Source organism: Streptomyces sp. NBC_00829 (assembly GCF_045161795.1).
In the GTDB taxonomy this organism is placed as follows: domain Bacteria; phylum Actinomycetota; class Actinomycetes; order Streptomycetales; family Streptomycetaceae; genus Streptomyces.
Genome location: NZ_CP108867.1, coordinates 8,465,442 through 8,481,781 on the forward strand (window position 1 = coordinate 8,465,442; position 16,340 = coordinate 8,481,781).

Genomic DNA, 16,340 nt, shown 5'->3' on the forward strand with positions numbered 1-16,340 from the left:
GCCGGTGGGGAGGGTCGTTGCTCCACCCTTTTCCGGTCGGGCGTCGACCCCCTTGAGGTGGCTGCCGTCGTGCTTCGCCGTCGTACAACGCAAGATCGTGTCACCCGACGACTTCACCGGCCTGGCCCAGGTCAGGATGGATCGGAGCTTCGAAGGCCGCTGCAACGCCGCAGCGCAGCCGTTCCCTTGGAAGTTCACCAATGTGTGCGAAGCCGACAGGCGGGTGCGGAGGTAAATTCCCGGTGTTGCGAGCGTTGGTGCGCAGCCGCTGCCGGGTTGCGTGACGGTTCGGGTCGACGCCGAGCGCCCGGGCAGGGGCCTCTCGCACGAGTACTGGACGGGGCCCCGCCGGGCCGGTTTGACCCGCGCTACACCGGCGAGGACGGCGAGGGATCGCCGCAGACGGAGATCGAGGATTACCGTTGCTCCTGATAGGGGCTCTTTTGCTTGATTTGTGCGGCGGCGAGGGCCATCCACCCGCCGCCGCGTCATCAGAACCAACCTCTGAGTGAGCAGGAGCTGAGGCTGTGGAAGGCAAGGCCCGGCCCGCGTGTCATGCTGAGCAGTCGAAGTCGGCGCGGCTCAGTTCCGCAGCGGCCTCGGACGAAGGGCTATGGCGAGCGGAGACGCTCACGCTGGGTCTCCAGCATGCCACGGTACGCCTGGGCGGCCTGGCCGCGATGGTGCACAGGTACGATCCCGCTGCTGGTCGGCTGCGGCTGGTAGCGGCCAGCGGACTTGCCCCGGAGGGTGCCGAGGAGCGGGCGGTTCTGCGCGAGGAGGAGGCGCCCGTACGCGCCGTGCGCAGCGGGGCCTTTGTCTGGGTGGGCGGGGACAGCTTCGGAATCGGGGCGGCTGGCATGGCGGCGGTTCCCCTGCTCGGTGCTGATGGACCGGTCGGGGTGCTGTCCGTGCTCACGGCAGGGGTCGGCGAGCCGGATGACGAGCAGCGGTCCTATCTGCGCGAGGTGGCAGCTTGGGCTGCGGCGCGACTGAAGGACTCGCCTGGCGCACCGCCGGCCTTTGGTGCAGCGGCCGGGGGCGAGCGGACGGTCCGGATGGGCGAACTGACCGCGGCGCTCGCCAAGGCCATCACCTCCCAGGAGGTCGTGCGGACCGTCGCGGATCATGTCCTGCCTCCGGTCGGTGCCGACGGACTGCTGGTCCAGGTGATCGAAGGAAACCGAGTAGGTGTGGTGGGCTCCGCGGGCTACCCGCAGGAATTCATCACTCTGACCGAACGGGTCACGCTTCCCGAACATCCCGTGCTCAGCGACGTGCTGACGGCTGGTATCCCCCGGTTCGTCGAATCGAAGGCCGACGCCCTCCGACGCTATCCCTCACTGAAGGGCCTGTGGGCCACGACGCCGAAGAACTCGTGGGCGTTCCTGCCCCTGATCGCGTCCGGGCGTTCCATCGGCTGCTGCGTGGTGTCCTTCAGCCGGCCACGTTCTTTCAGCGATGAGGAACGCATCCTGCTGACAGCGCTGAGCGGGATGGTCGGCCAGGCGCTGGAGCGTGCCCGGCTGTACGACGCGGAGCACGCCCGCGCTCAGGAACTCCAGCGCGGCCTGCTCCCCCGGGAGCTGCCCCGCCTGCCGGCCGCCCACGCCGCCGCCCGCTACTTGCCCGCCGGCCGGGGCGCGGAGGTCGGCGGCGACTGGTACGACCTGATCCCTCTCTCCGCCGACCGGGTCGCCATGGTGATCGGCGACGTCATGGGGCACGGCATCTCCGAAGCGGCCACCATGGGCCGCCTTCGCACCGCCGTACGCACCCTTGCCGACCTGGAATTCACCCCCGACGAGCTGCTCGGCCACCTCAACGTCCTGGTCAGCGACCTCGGTGAGGACTTCTACGCCACCTGCCTGTACGCCGTCTACGACCCCACCAACAGCACCTGCACCTTCTCCCTGGCCGGCCACCCCCCGCCGGTCGTCGTCCACCCCGACGGCACGGTCTACAGCCCCGCCCCGAGCCCCGACCCACCGCTGGGCGCCGCCACCCCACCTTTCGAACTGCACGAGCTGCACCTGCCAGAAGAGAGCCTGCTGGTGCTGTGCACCGATGGCCTGGTCGAGTCCGCCACCCGCGACACCAACCAGGGGCTGGCCCAGCTCAGGCGGACCCTGGCCCAGGCCGCCGCCCGGACCTCGTACTTCCCCCGCGAGGCCGCCGACGCCGGATACCTGGAAGACCTGTGCGACACGGTCGTCTCCGCGCTGCTCCCCGACCGTGACCAGACCAACGACGACGCGGCCCTGCTCATCGCCCACACCCGGTGCACCGCTGCCGCCGACATTGCCACCTGCAGCCTCCCCGACGATCCCCAGGCCGCTGGACAGGCCCGCCACTACGTCCGCAGACAGCTGGCCACCTGGGGACTGGACGACCTGGCGTTCACCACCGAACTGCTGGTCAGCGAGCTGGTAGGCAACGTGGTCCGGCACGCCAAGGGCCCCATCCGCCTGCGCCTGCTGCGCAGCAGTTGTCTGATCTGCGAGGTCTACGACTGCAGCCTCACCACCCCGCGCATCCGCCGCGCCGCCTACACTGACGAGGGCGGCCGTGGCCTGCAACTCGTCGCCTCCATGTGCCAGCGCTGGGGCGCGCGCTACCTCCGCGATGGCAAATGCATTTGGACGGAGCAGGACCTCCCCCCATGAGGCGTGGGGCGTTGCTCGCGTCGCTCATGGAGCGGGCTGGTGCCGTCGGTGTTCGGTCTGCTGGTGGCCCGGGAGAAGAGGGTCCAGGAGGAAGCGATGCGGCTGGGGGAGGAGGCCGAGCGGGCGCAGGCCGCTGTCCGATTCGTACTCGGCTCCGGCGGACAGCCGCTGGTGCGCCTTCGGCCGGAATATTTCGTGCCGGGGTGCCACAGTGAGCGGTCATGTAGCCAGGTAGGCCTCGTGCAGTACACCGGGGTTCTCGTCGAGTTCCGAGGGAGTACCGGAGAAGACGACGCGCCCGCGGTCGAGCACATGCACGGTGTCGGCCAGTGGTACGACCAGGGTGGCAAACTGCTCGACCAGCAGCACTGTCATCCCACGGTCGGTGAGGGATCGGACCACCGGCAGCAGGCGGGATACGACCACCGGAGCGAGTCCGAGGCTCAGCTCGTCGAGCAGCAACAGCCTGGGGGGCGCGACGCGCGGCGAGTCGCTGCTGATCAGCGCCCTGGCCAGGACCAGCATCTGCTGCTCGCCTCCCGACAGCAGCCCGGCCCGGGTGTGCAGGCGTTTCTCCAGCTCGGGGAAGAGGCCCAGGGCCTCGTTGTGCCGCCGGGCAGGAGCGACGACAGCGAGGTTCTCGGCGACGGTGAGGTCGGCGAAGACCGTACGACCCTGTTCCACATGGCGGATGCCGAGCCGGGCCCGCCTGGTCCGGGACAACCCGGCCAGGTTCCTGCCATCGAGTCGGATAACGCCGGTTCTGGGCTGGACGAGTCCCGACACAGCGTCGAGCAGCGAGGTCTTGCCCGCTCCGTTGGGCCCCAGCAGCACGGCGAGTTCGCCCGGGCCGACACCGAGCCGGGCGTCGCGCAGGACGTCCCCCGAGCCCCGGTCGACGCTGAGGCCGCTGATGTCGAGCAGATGGTCCGTCATGAGCCCACCTCCAAGGTGGCGCCGTCGTTGCTGTGTGTGGTGCTATCGCCGGATCCGAGATATGCACGGACGACCGCGGGGTCGCGCAGCACGTCCGCCGGAGTTCCGTTCGCGATCACCCGGCCGAAGTCGAGTGCCGTGGCCTCGTCGCAGCAGGTCGCAACGAGTTCGATGTCGTGCTCGACCAGGAGAACTGAGCAGCCGAATTGTTGGGGTATCCCGGCGATTCCCCGGCCGAGCCGAGCGGACTCCTCGGCGGACAGCCCGGCGGCGGGTTCGTCGAGCAGCACCACGGAGGGCCTCGCGGCCAGGGTCGCGGCCACCTCGACCACCCTTCGGGTGCCGACGTCGATATCGGCGACCCTCGTACCGGCGGGCGGGCAGCCGAAGGCCCGGATCAGCCGTTCGATCAGGTCCTGGTCGGCCCGGCCGCGCCCGGAGAGAGTCAGGTACTGGCCGATGGTCAGCTGGGGGTTGACCCTGCCCTGCTGGAAGGAGCGCCGGATGCCCCCGCGGGCACGCAGATGGGGAGGCATACCGTCCAGCGGGACGTTGCTGAGCAGCACCCGTCCGGCGGTGGGCGCGACGAAACCTGAGAGCACATCGATCAGGGTGGACTTACCAGCCCCGTTGGGACCGATCAGTCCGTGCACACTGCCCTGCCGGATCGTCAGTTTCACCGCGTCCAGCGCAGTGACGGCACCGTAGACGACGCCGAGGTCTGAGACCCCCAAGACCGGTTCCCCCTGTGCCGGGGGCCTTGGAAGCGGCGGCGGACCGGCGACCGCCTCTGCGGCCGGTGCGGCAGGGTACTCCGTGCGCCGCTTGCCGAACCGGGCCCGGAGGGCCGCTCTCAACTGCCCGGCGATACCCTCCGAGCCCGCCGCCAGCGCCTGCAGTGCGGCCAGTGCGAACAGCCCGGGGGCGATGTCCTGCGGCAGGCCCAGCTGGCGCAGCACTTCGGGGACGACGGTCGCCGCCACACCGGCCAGCAGGGCTCCCTCCACATACGACGAACCGAATGCCACAGCGGCGGTGAACACGACGATGGACGCCATCGGCTGGAACCCGACCCCACTGAGGATGCCCAGTTGCCCGGCCATCAGAGCGCCGCCCAGACCGGCGATGAATGCGCTGGTGGCGAAAGCGAGCAGCTTGGTGGTGGTGACGCTGTAGCCCAGCGCCGCAGTGGCCCGCTCGCTGTCGCGCACGGCTGTCCAACGTGCGCCGGTGCTGCGGCGGGAGGCGGCGGACAAGGCCGCAGCCACCAGTGCCAGAACAAGGACGGAGAGCAGGAAGAAAGCGGATTCGGACGACGCGAAGGACGGCCGTTCCACAGGAATGCGCTCCGCGGCTCCAGGAAACCCTTTGTCGAACACCACAACGGCCACCGCCCCGCCGAACGCCAAGGTCGCCACCGCTAGATTCACCCCGCGCAGCCGAAGCGCGGGGAGACCTATCAGCACACCCACGGGTACGGCGGCCAGGCCCCCGACCACGACCAGGACCAGAAAGGGCAGCCCCGTGCGCACCCCCAGCCAGCCAGTCGTCCAGGCCCCCACTCCGGCGAAGGCCATGGGACACAGGGTGACCATGCCGGCACGACCGTGCACGACGCCCACACTCAACGCGATCAGTGCGCTGAGCACCGCGCTGGTGGCCAGGAACAACCAGTACGAGGAGAACCCGAAGGCGACCCCGGCGACGGCGAGCACCAGCGCGGTACCGCCGAGCACGGTGGTGAGTTCAGCGCGCTTCATCCCACACCTGCTTCCGCTGCGACCACAGCAAGGCGACGATCACGAAGAGAAACGGCAGTACTGCCTTGTACGAGGAGATGGCCGGCCAGGTGACCGAGACCGACTCGATCACACCGAGCGCCAGCCCTCCGGCCAGCGTGGCGGGGACGCTGCGGAAGGCTCCGACCAGCACCGCCGCCAGCGCGGGCAGGACGAGCATCCCCATGGTGCGGAAGTCGTCGGAGCGGGCGGGGGCGATCAGCAGCATCGCCACGGAGGACACGGCGCCGGTGAACGCCCACATGCCGATCGACAGCAGTCGCACCCGTACGCCGAGCAGTTCGGCGGTCGCAGGCCGGGCCGACACCGCGCGCAGCACCGCGCCCAGCCGGGTACGGCCCAGCACGAACGCCGATCCCGCGGCGAGCAGCAGCCCGAGGGCGAGCAGCACCACCGTGTCCAGCCCGACCGTGGCCTGGGCGCCGAGATCGATTACCGTCACCGGGACCACCGGGGCCACCGGGAGCGGCACATCGCCGAAGAGCCTGAGGCCCAGGGTGAGCAGGCCCACCGTCACGGCGATCATCGCTGTCGCCCGGACGGCGACCTGGCTGTCCTTGAACAGCCAGGTCGTCAGGGCGCCCACGGCGATGGCGAGCAGCGTCCCGCTCAGCACTCCGACAGCCGCGGCCGACGCGGCGGTCAGGCCCAGCGAGTCATAGGTCTCGGCCGCGATGCAGGCACCGAAGGCGCCCAGCACGGCCTGGGCGAAGTTGAGCACGCCGGTGGTCCTAAAGAGAAGGATCACGCAGCAGCCGATGATCGCGTAGGCGGCGCCGGGGGCCAGCCCGGCGACGGTCATCTGCACCATCTGGATTCCACCTCCTTTTCACGTCTGTGGAACGGTTGTCAGCGGCCGTCGGGCAGCGTGATCCAGTCCTTCGTTGCCACCGTCCACTTGCCGCCGCTGAGCACCACGAACTTGCTGGACTGGTTAGGTGCGTGGGTGTTGCCGGGGCCAAAGGAGTAGGGGGAGCCGATGAGCGGGGTGTTGAAGGTCTTGAGCTTGGCCAGCGCCGCGTCGACCGACTCGCGGGTCACCTCGCCCTTGATGTTCAGCAGGACGGTCTCGGCGATGGTCGCGGCGAGATAGCCGCCCTCGGCGAACGAGGTCAGGGGGATGTCGTTCTTCTTGAGCAGGCCCCGCATGTCGCGCATGGCGGCGGAGTCGGCGTTGGCGTCGCTGTAGGGTTCGAACTCCGCGTTGGCGTACAGACCGTCTCCGGCGGAGCTGAGCTGCTTTGCCACGCCGTCGGTGTAATAAGAGGTCAGGCCGATCCAGGTGATGTCGTTCAGTCCGTTGGCCTTCACGGCCTTGCCGACCGCGGCGCCCTGGGCCTCGAGACCGTCTATGACCACTGCCTGACACCCGGCCTTCCTTGCCTGCAGCAGAAGGGGAGTCACGTCATCGGTTGTCTTGCCGATCGCTCCCCGGTAGGTGAGCTTCTTGCCGGTGATCTTCTCCCAGCGCGTCCCGGCGGCGTCGAAGGCGGAGACGAAACCGGGGACGTCGAAGAGCCTGATGCGGCAGACCTTCTCCTTTTTGAGGATCTCGCTGGCGTAGTACAACGACACGGTCACACCCGTGAAGGGGCCGGTGTTGACGGGGGAGATGCTGGGGGAGTTGAAACAGACAGGGTCGACGCCGGTTCCCTGGATCGACAGGAGTTTCTGCTTTCCGTAGTAAGCGGAGTTGACCGCGCAGTCGAGCAGGCTGGCGCTGCCCACGTTCAGTACGACCTTGTCCTGCTCCGCCAGCCGCCGGGCGACCTGGGCCGAGACCGTCGGGTCGCCCTGGTCGTCCTCGATGTGCAGGCGTACGGGGCGTCCCCCGACGCCACCGCAGGCGTTCAGGCGGTCGAAGACAGCCTTGACGGCCTTGGACGTCTCCGGGAATGTGCCGGGGCCGGTGAGCGAGCCGATGTTGCCGATGTCGATCGGAGTACCGGTCGCCTTCTTGCGCGACAGGTTCATGGGACAGTCCGCTGCCTCGGCTTTGGGCTGTGCGCCGGCGCCAGTGGTGGTGGAGGAGGTTGTGTCCCGGGCACAGGCGGCCGAACCGAGCAGCAGTGCGGCCGTGGCTGTGGCGACGACGGTCCGGCGGAAGCGGCCGACCGCGGGCGTGGATCTGTGGGGCAGAGGGGATCTCATGACGTTTGACTCCAGGGCGCGTGCCAGGTGGGGAAGGGGCGTGGGTGACCGAAGTGGACGAGATGTCCCCCTCGGGCGGCGGGGCCAGCCGTAGCCTGCAACCGGCCCCCGGCAGGGAACCGGCCGTCTCCGGGCTACGTGCCCAGCGGCGCCGAAATGCCCGTAACGGGAAGGCAGTTGACGTATTCGAACTCCGCGGCGCCGGCGGGCAGCACACAGACCTCGTGCCACAGGCGCAGGTCGATCGTGAACTCATAGCGCTGCAGCAGCTGGTGGAAGGCGCCGAAGATCACCTGGTGGGTGGGGTGGTTGACGGTCCACTCCTCCAGGTGGGCGAGTGACAGCCACCAGGCGAGCACACAGGTCCGGTCCTGGACCTGCGACCAGGTCTCGTCCAGTTCCTGGACGTAGCGGGCGGAGGTGCAGCCGGTGTCGGGGTGACTGCCTATGTAGTCGGCGCCGGCCCGCAGCGTCGGTGCGACGGTCTCGCTGTAGGTGGTCCGCTCGGCGTCCTGACAGTGCGACCAGTCCTGCGCCGTACGGATGAAGCACAGATTGTCCGGGTTGGTGAAAATGATCCGGCGATTGCCGGCGGCGGTCAGGTCGCCGGCCTCTCCCGGCGCGAGCTCGTCGTGGTGCGAGTCCCGGATCCGGTCACGCATGCCGCCCCAGTAGTCGTGGTGCTCCGTGACCTCGATGGGCGTGAAGTGCGAGACGCCGTTGTCGTGCCATTCACCGGAGTGCAGTGACTCGAACCGGGTCACCGGGATGGTGGCGACTTCCCGCCAGTAGCCCAGTGGCCCGTCGTCTGGGAGTGATTCCCACCAGCTGCGGACGGACGATGAGGACCACCACACGCGATAGCTCTCGACGCTGTCCCAGTAGGCCAGCGCGATCCTGGTGTGCTCCCCGGCTTCCTGGACCGGGCGGACCCTGTCGAGGTGCCGGGGGCCCGCCGTGCCGGCCAGCAGGGCGTCCAGCTCCCTGACGGCGGCCGTCACCTCTGCGAGGTCCGTTCCCTCGACCGCCAGCTGGGCGAAGACGATGGCGTCCGTGGCGTCGGGGAACCGGGAGGTGAACGCGGGATAGCTGGGTTGGTGGCCTTCCGGCTTTCGCATGCTGTCTCCATTCGCTGTCTCGGTCGGAGCGGTGCGTTTGGTTGCCGTCGTCGTTCAGGCGGCGGTGTTGGTGTTGCCGGGTTCGTCGATCGAGTCGTCCAGGTCCGGGAACAGCGGTCCGACTGCCCCGCCCGGGGTGATCACCGGGCTCTTGGGCCGGTTGTCGAGGACCAGCCGGGTGGCGTCCGGCTTTGCGTAGTGGCCGGCCGGATCGGCGGCCATCTTGGCCAGGTCGATGTGGGCTAGGTCGATGTCGGCGACGGCCAGGCCCTCGGCGTGCTCGTCGAGCGGCTTGCTGATCACTGAGCCGTCAGGACCGTAGACGCGGGAGCAGCCGCTGCCGGGGGTCAGCAGGGCACGCTGCTCGTCGGTGCTCGCGAAGATCTCCACGGCTTCGGCGCTCAGGACCTGGGTCGAGGCCAGCACGAAGCAGCTGCCCTCCAGCGCGTACGTCTGGGTGGCGGCCATGTTGGCCTCGGCGCCGAGCGAGTAGGCGATGCCTTTGTAGAGGCCGAATGCCGGCCAGCAGGCGACGTGGACCTGTTCGTGCTGGGCGTACATGGCGTACTTGCTGAGCGGCTGGAGGTGTTCCCAGCAGTTGAGCGCGCCGACCCGGCCGAGGTGGGTGTCGACCACCTTGAGGTGGCTGCCGTCGCTCTCGCCGAAGAGGGTGCGTTCGACGTGGGTGGGCTTGAGCTTGCGCCGGTGCAGCAGAACGTCGCCCTCGGGGCCGATGACGCTCTGGGACATGTAGAGGCTGCCGTGGTCCTTCTCGCTGTAGCCCAGCGCCACACTGATGCCGTTGCGGCGGGCGGCCTGCCGGATCGCGGTGAGGTGTTTGCCGCCCACGGTCATGGAGTTCGCGTGGTAGCGGCCGACGAAGGGCATCTGCCCGGCGACGGGGCCGAGCCACAGAAACAGCGGGTACCCCGGGATCCAGGTCTCAGGGAAAGACACCAGATCCACGTCCTGGCTGGCGGCCTCGTCGATGAGTGCGATGGTCTTGTCAACGGTGGCGTCGATGTCGAGCCAGACCGGCTCGGCCTGGACAGCGGCGACGCGGAAAGTGGTGGGCATGTCGGTCGCTCCTCGTGAGGGGGATCGAAGTGCGCCAAAGTTAGGAGGCTGCGGGGCTGCCGCTGCGGCACTGCGCGCACAGACGTGCGGCGTTTTGGGAACTGCGGTGTGGCGGCGACGAGAAGGATCTTGGTTTCGCGGTGACGTACTGCTGCGGAGGAGGCATGGCAGAGCCACGCCTCCTCCGCAGCAGTACGTCACCGCGGCGGGGCGCGTGCCAGGGCAACTTGAGCCCCGGCAGGATTCAGACGAAAGACGGAAGTGGCTGATGCACAGGCCGCAGCCAGCGAGAAGAGGCCGCCAGGGGCCAGGGTGATCCGTCGTCTACAGACACGGGGCGGGACGGACGACCGTCGGCGCCGACCGGGTCCGGTTCCCGCGGGCGTCGGCTCTCCGGAAGGCCGGGAAGGAGGGCGGGTCCCGCCGTCGTCTGCGTGACAGCACGCGGGCGGCCCCCGGGTTCACCTGATGGGGAAGGGGCGAGCGCCTGCACAGCAGTTGCACTGGATTCGGCCATGCGACAGGGTCCCGGCTGGAACACATCAAGTGAAGGACGGGTACGGGTACGTACCCGTATCCTGGGTGGGATGGGAAGGAGTACGACGATGCCCGATGCCAACGTCCGTATCCCCGAGGAAGCGAAAGACCGGCTTGCCGCCATAGCCGCCGCTGAGGGGCTGTCGCTGCGCGCCTATCTGGCCCGCCTGGCGGAGACCCTGCTGACACCGGCTGAGCGAGCCGCGCAGGCAGAGAAGGCCCGGTCCGCGCTGAAGGAGTGGAACGGCTACGCGCCGACTCCGGCCGAGGAGCAGGACCTCGACAGTGAGCTGGACCGGCGCCTGGCCCGGGTGGCCGGCCGGTGAGCGACGCCGTGCACATCGTCCTGGACGACACCGCGATGGCCGCGGCCGGGCAGGGCAACATCCTCGCCTCCCGCCTCATCCATCGCGCCCACGCCGAAGCCGGCTGGTTCCTGTACGCCCCGGCTTGCGCGCTGGTGGAGGCCGACCGGGCCCGGCCCGGCACGGCGGAGCATCTGGCCTCCCTGCCGGGCGTCACCGTCCTCGATCTGGACTTGGCCGCAGTCCTGGCCGTGGCGCGCCAGGACACCTGGGCCGCGGCACACAGCCAGCACGCCGCACAGCCCACCCCGGACCGACCCGACGGGGCGATCATCGCCACCACGAACCCGGACAGATGGAGCGGCGAAGCGGTCCGCGTCCTGGACCTCACCTGAACGGCAACGCAGCCCGGCCTGCAGCCACCCCATAGGGCCGTCCACGTTCGGGATATGACGCACGACCAACGACCTTGCGGTGTGACCTGAATCACGCCGGGAAGGGTGAGGTCAGACGGTCGGCTCCGCTGATGAGCAGGACGGCAGCGGCACCGTTCTTGCGGCCGACGGCCCAGGGTTCCGGCGTGCTGTCTTCCCGCTGCTCGACGACTCTGCTCAGCTGGTCGGGGGCTTGGAGGACGTGATCGGGCTGGCGGGATTCACCGCCCCCCTGCCACCCTCTGAGCGGGATCTCTGAGGTGTCCGATCTGGCCGGCTTCGGGGCGGCGTCGGCCCTCGCTCACATCGAGTTGCCGATCCTCCAGGTACCGAAAGTCACAGAGATCATCGGTACGTCGATGAGCCGACAGCCTCAGCGGCACTCGTACCGGTCGCTGACCGGCCGCTCAACGTCGAGTTCAACCCGGCCCGCGACGGGAACGCCGCCAAGGCGATCGAGCTGGACAACAAGAACCCAAGCTGTGGGACGGTCAGACCTCCCGGCACGGCAAACAGACCGCCACCGTGCCGGCCTTGGAAGCCGCGCGGGCAGGGGTCCACCTCGCCGCCACCGTCGTGCAGTGGTTCGTCTCCGGGGCCGCGGTCCGTATCCGCTATGGCGACGGTCAACTTGCCCTGTGGGTTACCAATCTCGCCGAGCACGGTGCCGAGCGTGGCCCGCGAATGGTTGGGCTGGACGACGGCATACCCGGCTGACTCGACCGCCGTCCCTCTGTCGCACTTCGGCACCGCCGACTCCGGCACGAGGGAGACGGGACCTCTCGTGGACCATCCCCGCGCGTGCGGGGAGTGGTTCGAGCAGGCGCCCGTACAGGTGGACGGACTTGGGGCCCGATAGGATTGAAGTCCGGAACGGCGGAGAGCAACACCCCCGGACGAAAACCGCCCGAGGGTGCTCCAAAACGCCCGAATTTACACCACCCGCTCCCGCTCCTTCCTCCGCCGATCAACAACCGTCGCGCTGCGTCCGGCGAATTCACCGATGCGGCGCTGGGTCCATTCCTGGGTGAGGTCTTGGTCGATACGGGCGGTCACGCGTGTGGTGGCTGCTGCCGGTTGGCAGCAGCCACCGCCGGTCAAGGCCGGTCGGTCAGGCGTTGGCGCAGATCGCGTAGACGCTGATGCCGACGGAGGAGTAGCCGTCCTGTCGGCCGAGTGCGATCCAGCCAGTCCCGTCGTCGGTGGGGAAGCTGCCGACCAGCACCGCGCCGTTGCCCTGGGCTTCCCCGCCGCCGCCGATGACCCTCTTGCCCGCCGGGCAGTAGACGGTCCGGCGCTGGAAGTTGGGCACGTTGGCGTTGGGGAGCTTGACGATCTGGTACCCGTCCACCGCGGCCCGCGCCGGTGACTTGGCCGCTGCAGCCTGGCCGGCGGCACTCTCGCCGGTGGCGGCCTGAGCTGCCCAGCCGGCCCCGGACACCAGGGCCAGGGCCAGAACGCCCGCACCGATCGCCTGATTGGCTCGCATACACATGTCCTTCCATCCCGGAGGACCCCAAGCATTGGAGCCCTCTCGGCGACCATCCTCACGACACTGACCAGCGATCAAGCAAGGAACCTACGTAAACGACTCGATAGGGCGAACGCGGGGCATAGAGGGCGCTCACGCAAAGCGTGCAGGAGCCCGGCGGATGCCCCGGCTCTGCCTGCCCGGACACACCAGCCCCGCCCGGACACGCCAGCAGCCGTGGACCCTCGGGTCTGCCAGTTCCTTGCTCGTCCCGCAGTTCCTCGGCGACCTTCAGTAGTGCCAGGGCTCCGCGGCCCAGGCGCTTCATGTCGTGCACCACGAGCGTGACCTTCGCCCCCAGCGAGCGGCTCCTGGGCTGCCGCGAGGGCGGCTTTCATCTCGGGCGCTCCCTGACCCGGGTGCTGATCTGTTCCTGGAACGGTGGTGTACGCCGGGGGTGTTCGCCCATGCGGCGCGTGCGGGTGGCAGGACCGAGTCAGAGCGTCGAGTGAGCCGGGACGATGCGGAGAGAGCCCTCTCCGTATCCCGGCGGCTTGATAGGGCCCCGTGCTCATCCTTTCGACACATGGGCATTCGTTTCTGCTTGCGCCGAAGGAGTGACGCGGCGACTACGAGCGATGTGCCCGGGAATCCCAGGAACTGTCCGAACCCGATCCGAAGACTCACGACACAACAAAGGAGGTGGGTGGGTTTTCGGGGTGAAGGCATGGGCGAGTTAAGGGATCGACCGGGCAACTACAGTCAGACCGGGAGTGTCGATGAAGACTGCAATCGCTGCGGTAGCCGTAGTTGTGGGAGATGTCCTCTGCCCGGCCTTGGACCCCGCGGATCCGGCGAAGTTGACCAAGGCCACCCGCGCCGCGCTCACGGCCGGTACGGCCGTGGTGGGGGTCGCCGCGCTGGCGGCCGAGGCAGGTGCTCAAGTCAGCTACTTCGCGGCCGACGCCGAGCTCTTCGAGGACAGGCTGGTGCCATCCGCGACGACGGGTCTGGGGCCCGGGCCGGCGACCGCCGTCGTGGTCGACGACTTGGCGCGCGCGGTACGCCGGGCCCCCGTACCGGCCGACGCCTGGGTCGTCGGGCACTGTGATGCACAGGGAGTCCTGACCTTGGCGCCGCATCACGGTTTCGCCAATGTGCTGGACTTCGGGGCGAAGGGCGACGGCGCGACGGATGACTGGGCCGCCATCACGGCGGCGGTGAATTCGCTGAAGCCCGCCTCCGGTACGGGCAGCGGTACCGGCACCGTGTATTTTCCGCCGGGGACATACACCGTCTTCCGTCCGCTGTTCATCAGCGGCTTTCCCGGGATCGAACTGCTCGGGGAGAACCGGGACACCAGTGTCATCCGCTTCAACGCCGCCTTCGGTCCGGCGCTGTGCATCTGCCCGGCCGAGGTCGGGCACTTCCCCACCGGTGACGCCCTGTTGTCGGGCCCGGGCAAGGCCGGAGTGCTCCAGAAGGGACGCGTCAACACGCTTGACCTCCGTGACAGCCCCGTGCTCGACACCATGGACGGGCTGCCCGCGTTCTCGGTCGAGTGCACCGTCCGTGTCGACGACGGGCCACGGGACGTGATCTCAGCGGTCATCACCAGTTCGGGACGGCGCACCGCGCGAGACCGGGTGAACACGGCGTTCAGCGTGTATCTGGTCGACACCGGGGCTGCGAAGCTCGCGGTCTCAGCCACCTGCCGTATCGGTGGCCAGGACGTGACGGCCCGTCTGGACGAGGCGGTGCCGGTGGGTGTCACCACGCACATCGCGCTGACCTACGACGGCACCAGGCTCAGGCTGTTCACCGGGGTGCCGGGGGCACCGGCGGAGCAGATGAGGATGGACGAGAAGGCGGCGAGCGGGCCGCTGAACCAGGCCATCGAGGAGGGCGTTTACCTCGGTATCCACAGCATCTACAACTGGCCCGAGTTTCACGCGGAAACCCAGCCGTTCCCCGGCAGGATCGACTCGATCCGCATCTCCGGCCGGGCCACCCGGACCACGCGGTTCACCGCGCCGACGGCCAAGTTCCCGACCGACGACACAAGCAACCAGGGCACCCTGCTGCTCATCAACTTCGACCGTGACGTCGATGTCTTCACCGTCGGCTATACGTGGAAGGACCGGCCGCTGGGGTCCGGTCCGGTGCTGGTCTATCTGCTCCACCACTTCGACCGGATCCCCGGCTACTCCTCGCCGATCGTGCGGCGGCTGGGCTTCCAGTCCGTGGGAGGCGCAGGTATCCACGGCCAGCTGGCGCTGAACGCCGTACTCGACCGGGTGAAGGTGTCGGCCGCGCGGGACGGGATCCGGTTCCGCAACAATTCCTACCTCGCCGAGTTCGAGCACATCGACATCGGGGCCCGCCGCCTCGGGCTGCAGCTGAGCGGCAACACCGGGTTGGTGAACGTCAAGAGGTTCCAGACCCATGGCGCTCAGTACGACTTCGTGGCCACGGACGCGGTCGGGATCTTTGCACGGGACTGGTACATCGGCACGGTGGAGTCGCTCGTGCCCGTTCTCCTGACATCCCAGGGGGCCTTCGGTTTCTTCCACGGGGTCGGTATCGCGATCAGCTCGGAGGGCTACCCGGAGGTGGGCCCCAAGGACCGGTGGCAGGCGGCGGTGATGACCGCGAGCCTCAGCAGCCTGGTACTGGAGAGCTCGGTGCTCCAGACGCCCGACCCGGACCCCACCGAGCGTCCGTGCGTCATCATCGACAGCTCCGGCCCGACAGCGAGCAACTACACCTTCGTCAACTGCGACTTCCAGCTCAGCCCCAACGCGAAATCGGTGATCGTGCTGTCCGGCGAAACCCTGCCGCACCCGGTGCGGATCATCGGCAGCAGGAAGAACCGGCCGGCTACCGCCCAGGGGCCGATTCCCTGGACACTGCCCCAGCACGCCCCCTTCGTAGCGTTCATCGGCGGCGCCGTCTCCACGACGGACACCGGGCTGACACAGTGGCAGGGCACCAGGGACTGGGTCTTCGCCTATGACCGGGCAACCGGTCGGATCCAGGCCGGCGAGCGGGAGTCCCGGACAACGGGCCAGGTCCTGGCCGACAGCACGGTCGACCTCGGCGCGATCCCCCTCGCGGAGGGTTCCACGGTCATCCGTGCCGAGGCCGTCGCCACCAGCGCGTCCGGTCAGGCAGCCCGGTGGACCGTCCAACAGGGCTTCACCAGGAGCGGGACGACTATCACCCCGTGGGCCCTTGCCGCCGGCCCCCTCGAAGCCTTCGGCTCCGCGGACGGGGCACCCCCACCCGGCTGGTGCGCCCCGACGATCGAGAATCCGAAAGACACCACAAACGCAGTCGTCCGGTCCAAGGCACCGGACGGCCAGAACCTCACCTTCACGGTACGGCTGCGCGCACTCGACGCCCTGACCACCGCCCCGTAGCCACACACGGATACCAGCCTGCGGCACCCCGGCAGTCAGCCGTTCCCGCAAGTGGCGAGGCCATTCGCACTGACCATAGCGCTTCAAGCGCCCAGGCTGGCGGAGGGGACTGGGAGACCTTCGGCCTGGAGTCCTTCACCGGCTACAGCGTCCGCAACCGCACCACCCGGACCGTTCCCACCCGCGGGCTGCAGAAGCGATTCAAACGCCTCGCGGACCGCCACGACGCCGGCGGACTCGTCTGCCGCCCCGACAGCCAGCTTCCCGACCGGATCCAGGAACTCACCGGCCACCACTGACACATGCCACCTGGTGGAGCGATTGCCGCCCTGCCGGGTCCGGCTGGCCACCCCTCAGCCAAGAAAAGAATGCTTCACCATGAAGCAGACAGGCCGCCGCAATGCCGACCAGAGGTCGAGGTTCA

At 68.9% G+C, this 16,340-nt stretch carries 12 protein-coding genes; 5 read left to right on the forward strand and 7 right to left on the reverse strand.

Translation table 11 applies throughout. The annotated features are described in order from the left end of the window. Positions 1-527 precede the first annotated feature (527 nt). A complete protein-coding gene (locus tag OG293_RS37725) occupies positions 528-2,666 on the forward strand; it encodes a SpoIIE family protein phosphatase (protein ID WP_406003243.1) in 2,139 nt (712 codons plus the stop codon). A 219-nt stretch (positions 2,667-2,885) separates the two neighbouring features. On the opposite strand, the gene OG293_RS37730 is transcribed toward OG293_RS37725, so the two are convergent. From OG293_RS37730 to OG293_RS37755, 6 genes are all read right to left on the reverse strand, one after another. Further along, positions 2,886-3,602, reverse strand: coding sequence for an ABC transporter ATP-binding protein (locus OG293_RS37730; protein WP_406003244.1), 717 nt, complete (start codon positions 3,600-3,602; stop codon positions 2,886-2,888). Then, a complete protein-coding gene (locus OG293_RS37735) occupies positions 3,599-5,362 on the reverse strand; it encodes an ABC transporter permease subunit (RefSeq protein ID WP_406003245.1) in 1,764 nt (587 codons plus the stop codon). Before OG293_RS37735 ends, OG293_RS37730 begins: the two co-directional genes overlap by 4 nt. Beyond that, positions 5,349-6,212, reverse strand: coding sequence for a branched-chain amino acid ABC transporter permease (locus OG293_RS37740; RefSeq protein ID WP_406003246.1), 864 nt, complete (start codon positions 6,210-6,212; stop codon positions 5,349-5,351). The genes OG293_RS37735 and OG293_RS37740 overlap by 14 nt, the downstream gene beginning before the upstream one ends. A 38-nt stretch (positions 6,213-6,250) precedes the next feature. Beyond that, positions 6,251-7,552 (reverse strand): ABC transporter substrate-binding protein, encoded by a 1,302-nt coding sequence (locus OG293_RS37745; RefSeq protein ID WP_406003247.1) that lies wholly within the window; start codon positions 7,550-7,552, stop codon positions 6,251-6,253. Between the two features lie 134 nt (positions 7,553-7,686). Beyond that, entirely contained in the window at positions 7,687-8,670 is a 984-nt protein-coding gene (locus OG293_RS37750) for a phenylacetaldoxime dehydratase family protein (RefSeq protein WP_406003248.1), read from the reverse strand. Positions 8,671-8,724: 54 nt separating this feature from the next. After that, positions 8,725-9,747 (reverse strand): carbon-nitrogen hydrolase family protein, encoded by a 1,023-nt coding sequence (locus OG293_RS37755; RefSeq protein WP_406003249.1) that lies wholly within the window; start codon positions 9,745-9,747, stop codon positions 8,725-8,727. A 605-nt stretch (positions 9,748-10,352) separates the two neighbouring features. Between OG293_RS37755 and OG293_RS37760 the strand changes: the two genes are divergently transcribed. The 3 genes from OG293_RS37760 (at position 10,353) to OG293_RS37770 (ending at position 11,740) form a co-directional block, all read left to right on the forward strand. Continuing rightward, positions 10,353-10,610, forward strand: a complete 258-nt coding sequence (locus tag OG293_RS37760) for a hypothetical protein (protein WP_406003250.1) — start codon at positions 10,353-10,355, stop codon at positions 10,608-10,610. Next, complete coding sequence (locus OG293_RS37765) at positions 10,607-10,984, forward strand: hypothetical protein (protein WP_406003251.1); 378 nt, start codon at positions 10,607-10,609, stop codon at positions 10,982-10,984. Before OG293_RS37760 ends, OG293_RS37765 begins: the two co-directional genes overlap by 4 nt. Before the next feature lie 564 nt (positions 10,985-11,548). Then, positions 11,549-11,740, forward strand: coding sequence for a hypothetical protein (locus OG293_RS37770; protein WP_406003252.1), 192 nt, complete (start codon positions 11,549-11,551; stop codon positions 11,738-11,740). A gap of 394 nt (positions 11,741-12,134) precedes the next feature. Here OG293_RS37770 and OG293_RS37775 read toward each other — a convergent pair whose 3' ends face one another. Beyond that, a complete protein-coding gene (locus OG293_RS37775) occupies positions 12,135-12,512 on the reverse strand; it encodes a hypothetical protein (RefSeq protein WP_406003253.1) in 378 nt (125 codons plus the stop codon). Between the two features lie 761 nt (positions 12,513-13,273). On the opposite strand from OG293_RS37775, the gene OG293_RS37780 reads away from it, so the two are divergent. Next, entirely contained in the window at positions 13,274-15,916 is a 2,643-nt protein-coding gene (locus tag OG293_RS37780; protein WP_406003254.1) for a glycosyl hydrolase family 28-related protein, read from the forward strand. Positions 15,917-16,340: the final 424 nt, after the last annotated feature.

Bases quoted from the DNA above. Each gene is read 5' to 3' on its own strand.
- OG293_RS37775 (WP_406003253.1), bottom strand. From the start codon at position 12,512: ATGCGAGCCAATCAGGCGATCGGTGCGGGCGTTCTGGCCCTGGCCCTG.
- OG293_RS37755 (WP_406003249.1), bottom strand. From the start codon at position 9,747: ATGCCCACCACTTTCCGCGTCGCCGCTGTCCAGGCCGAGCCGGTCTGG.
- OG293_RS37760 (WP_406003250.1), top strand. From the start codon at position 10,353: ATGCCCGATGCCAACGTCCGTATCCCCGAGGAAGCGAAAGACCGGCTT.
- OG293_RS37780 (WP_406003254.1), top strand. From the start codon at position 13,274: ATGAAGACTGCAATCGCTGCGGTAGCCGTAGTTGTGGGAGATGTCCTC.
- OG293_RS37745 (WP_406003247.1), bottom strand. From the start codon at position 7,552: ATGAGATCCCCTCTGCCCCACAGATCCACGCCCGCGGTCGGCCGCTTC.
- OG293_RS37740 (WP_406003246.1), bottom strand. From the start codon at position 6,212: ATGGTGCAGATGACCGTCGCCGGGCTGGCCCCCGGCGCCGCCTACGCG.
- OG293_RS37750 (WP_406003248.1), bottom strand. From the start codon at position 8,670: ATGCGAAAGCCGGAAGGCCACCAACCCAGCTATCCCGCGTTCACCTCC.
- OG293_RS37730 (WP_406003244.1), bottom strand. From the start codon at position 3,602: ATGACGGACCATCTGCTCGACATCAGCGGCCTCAGCGTCGACCGGGGC.
- OG293_RS37735 (WP_406003245.1), bottom strand. From the start codon at position 5,362: ATGAAGCGCGCTGAACTCACCACCGTGCTCGGCGGTACCGCGCTGGTG.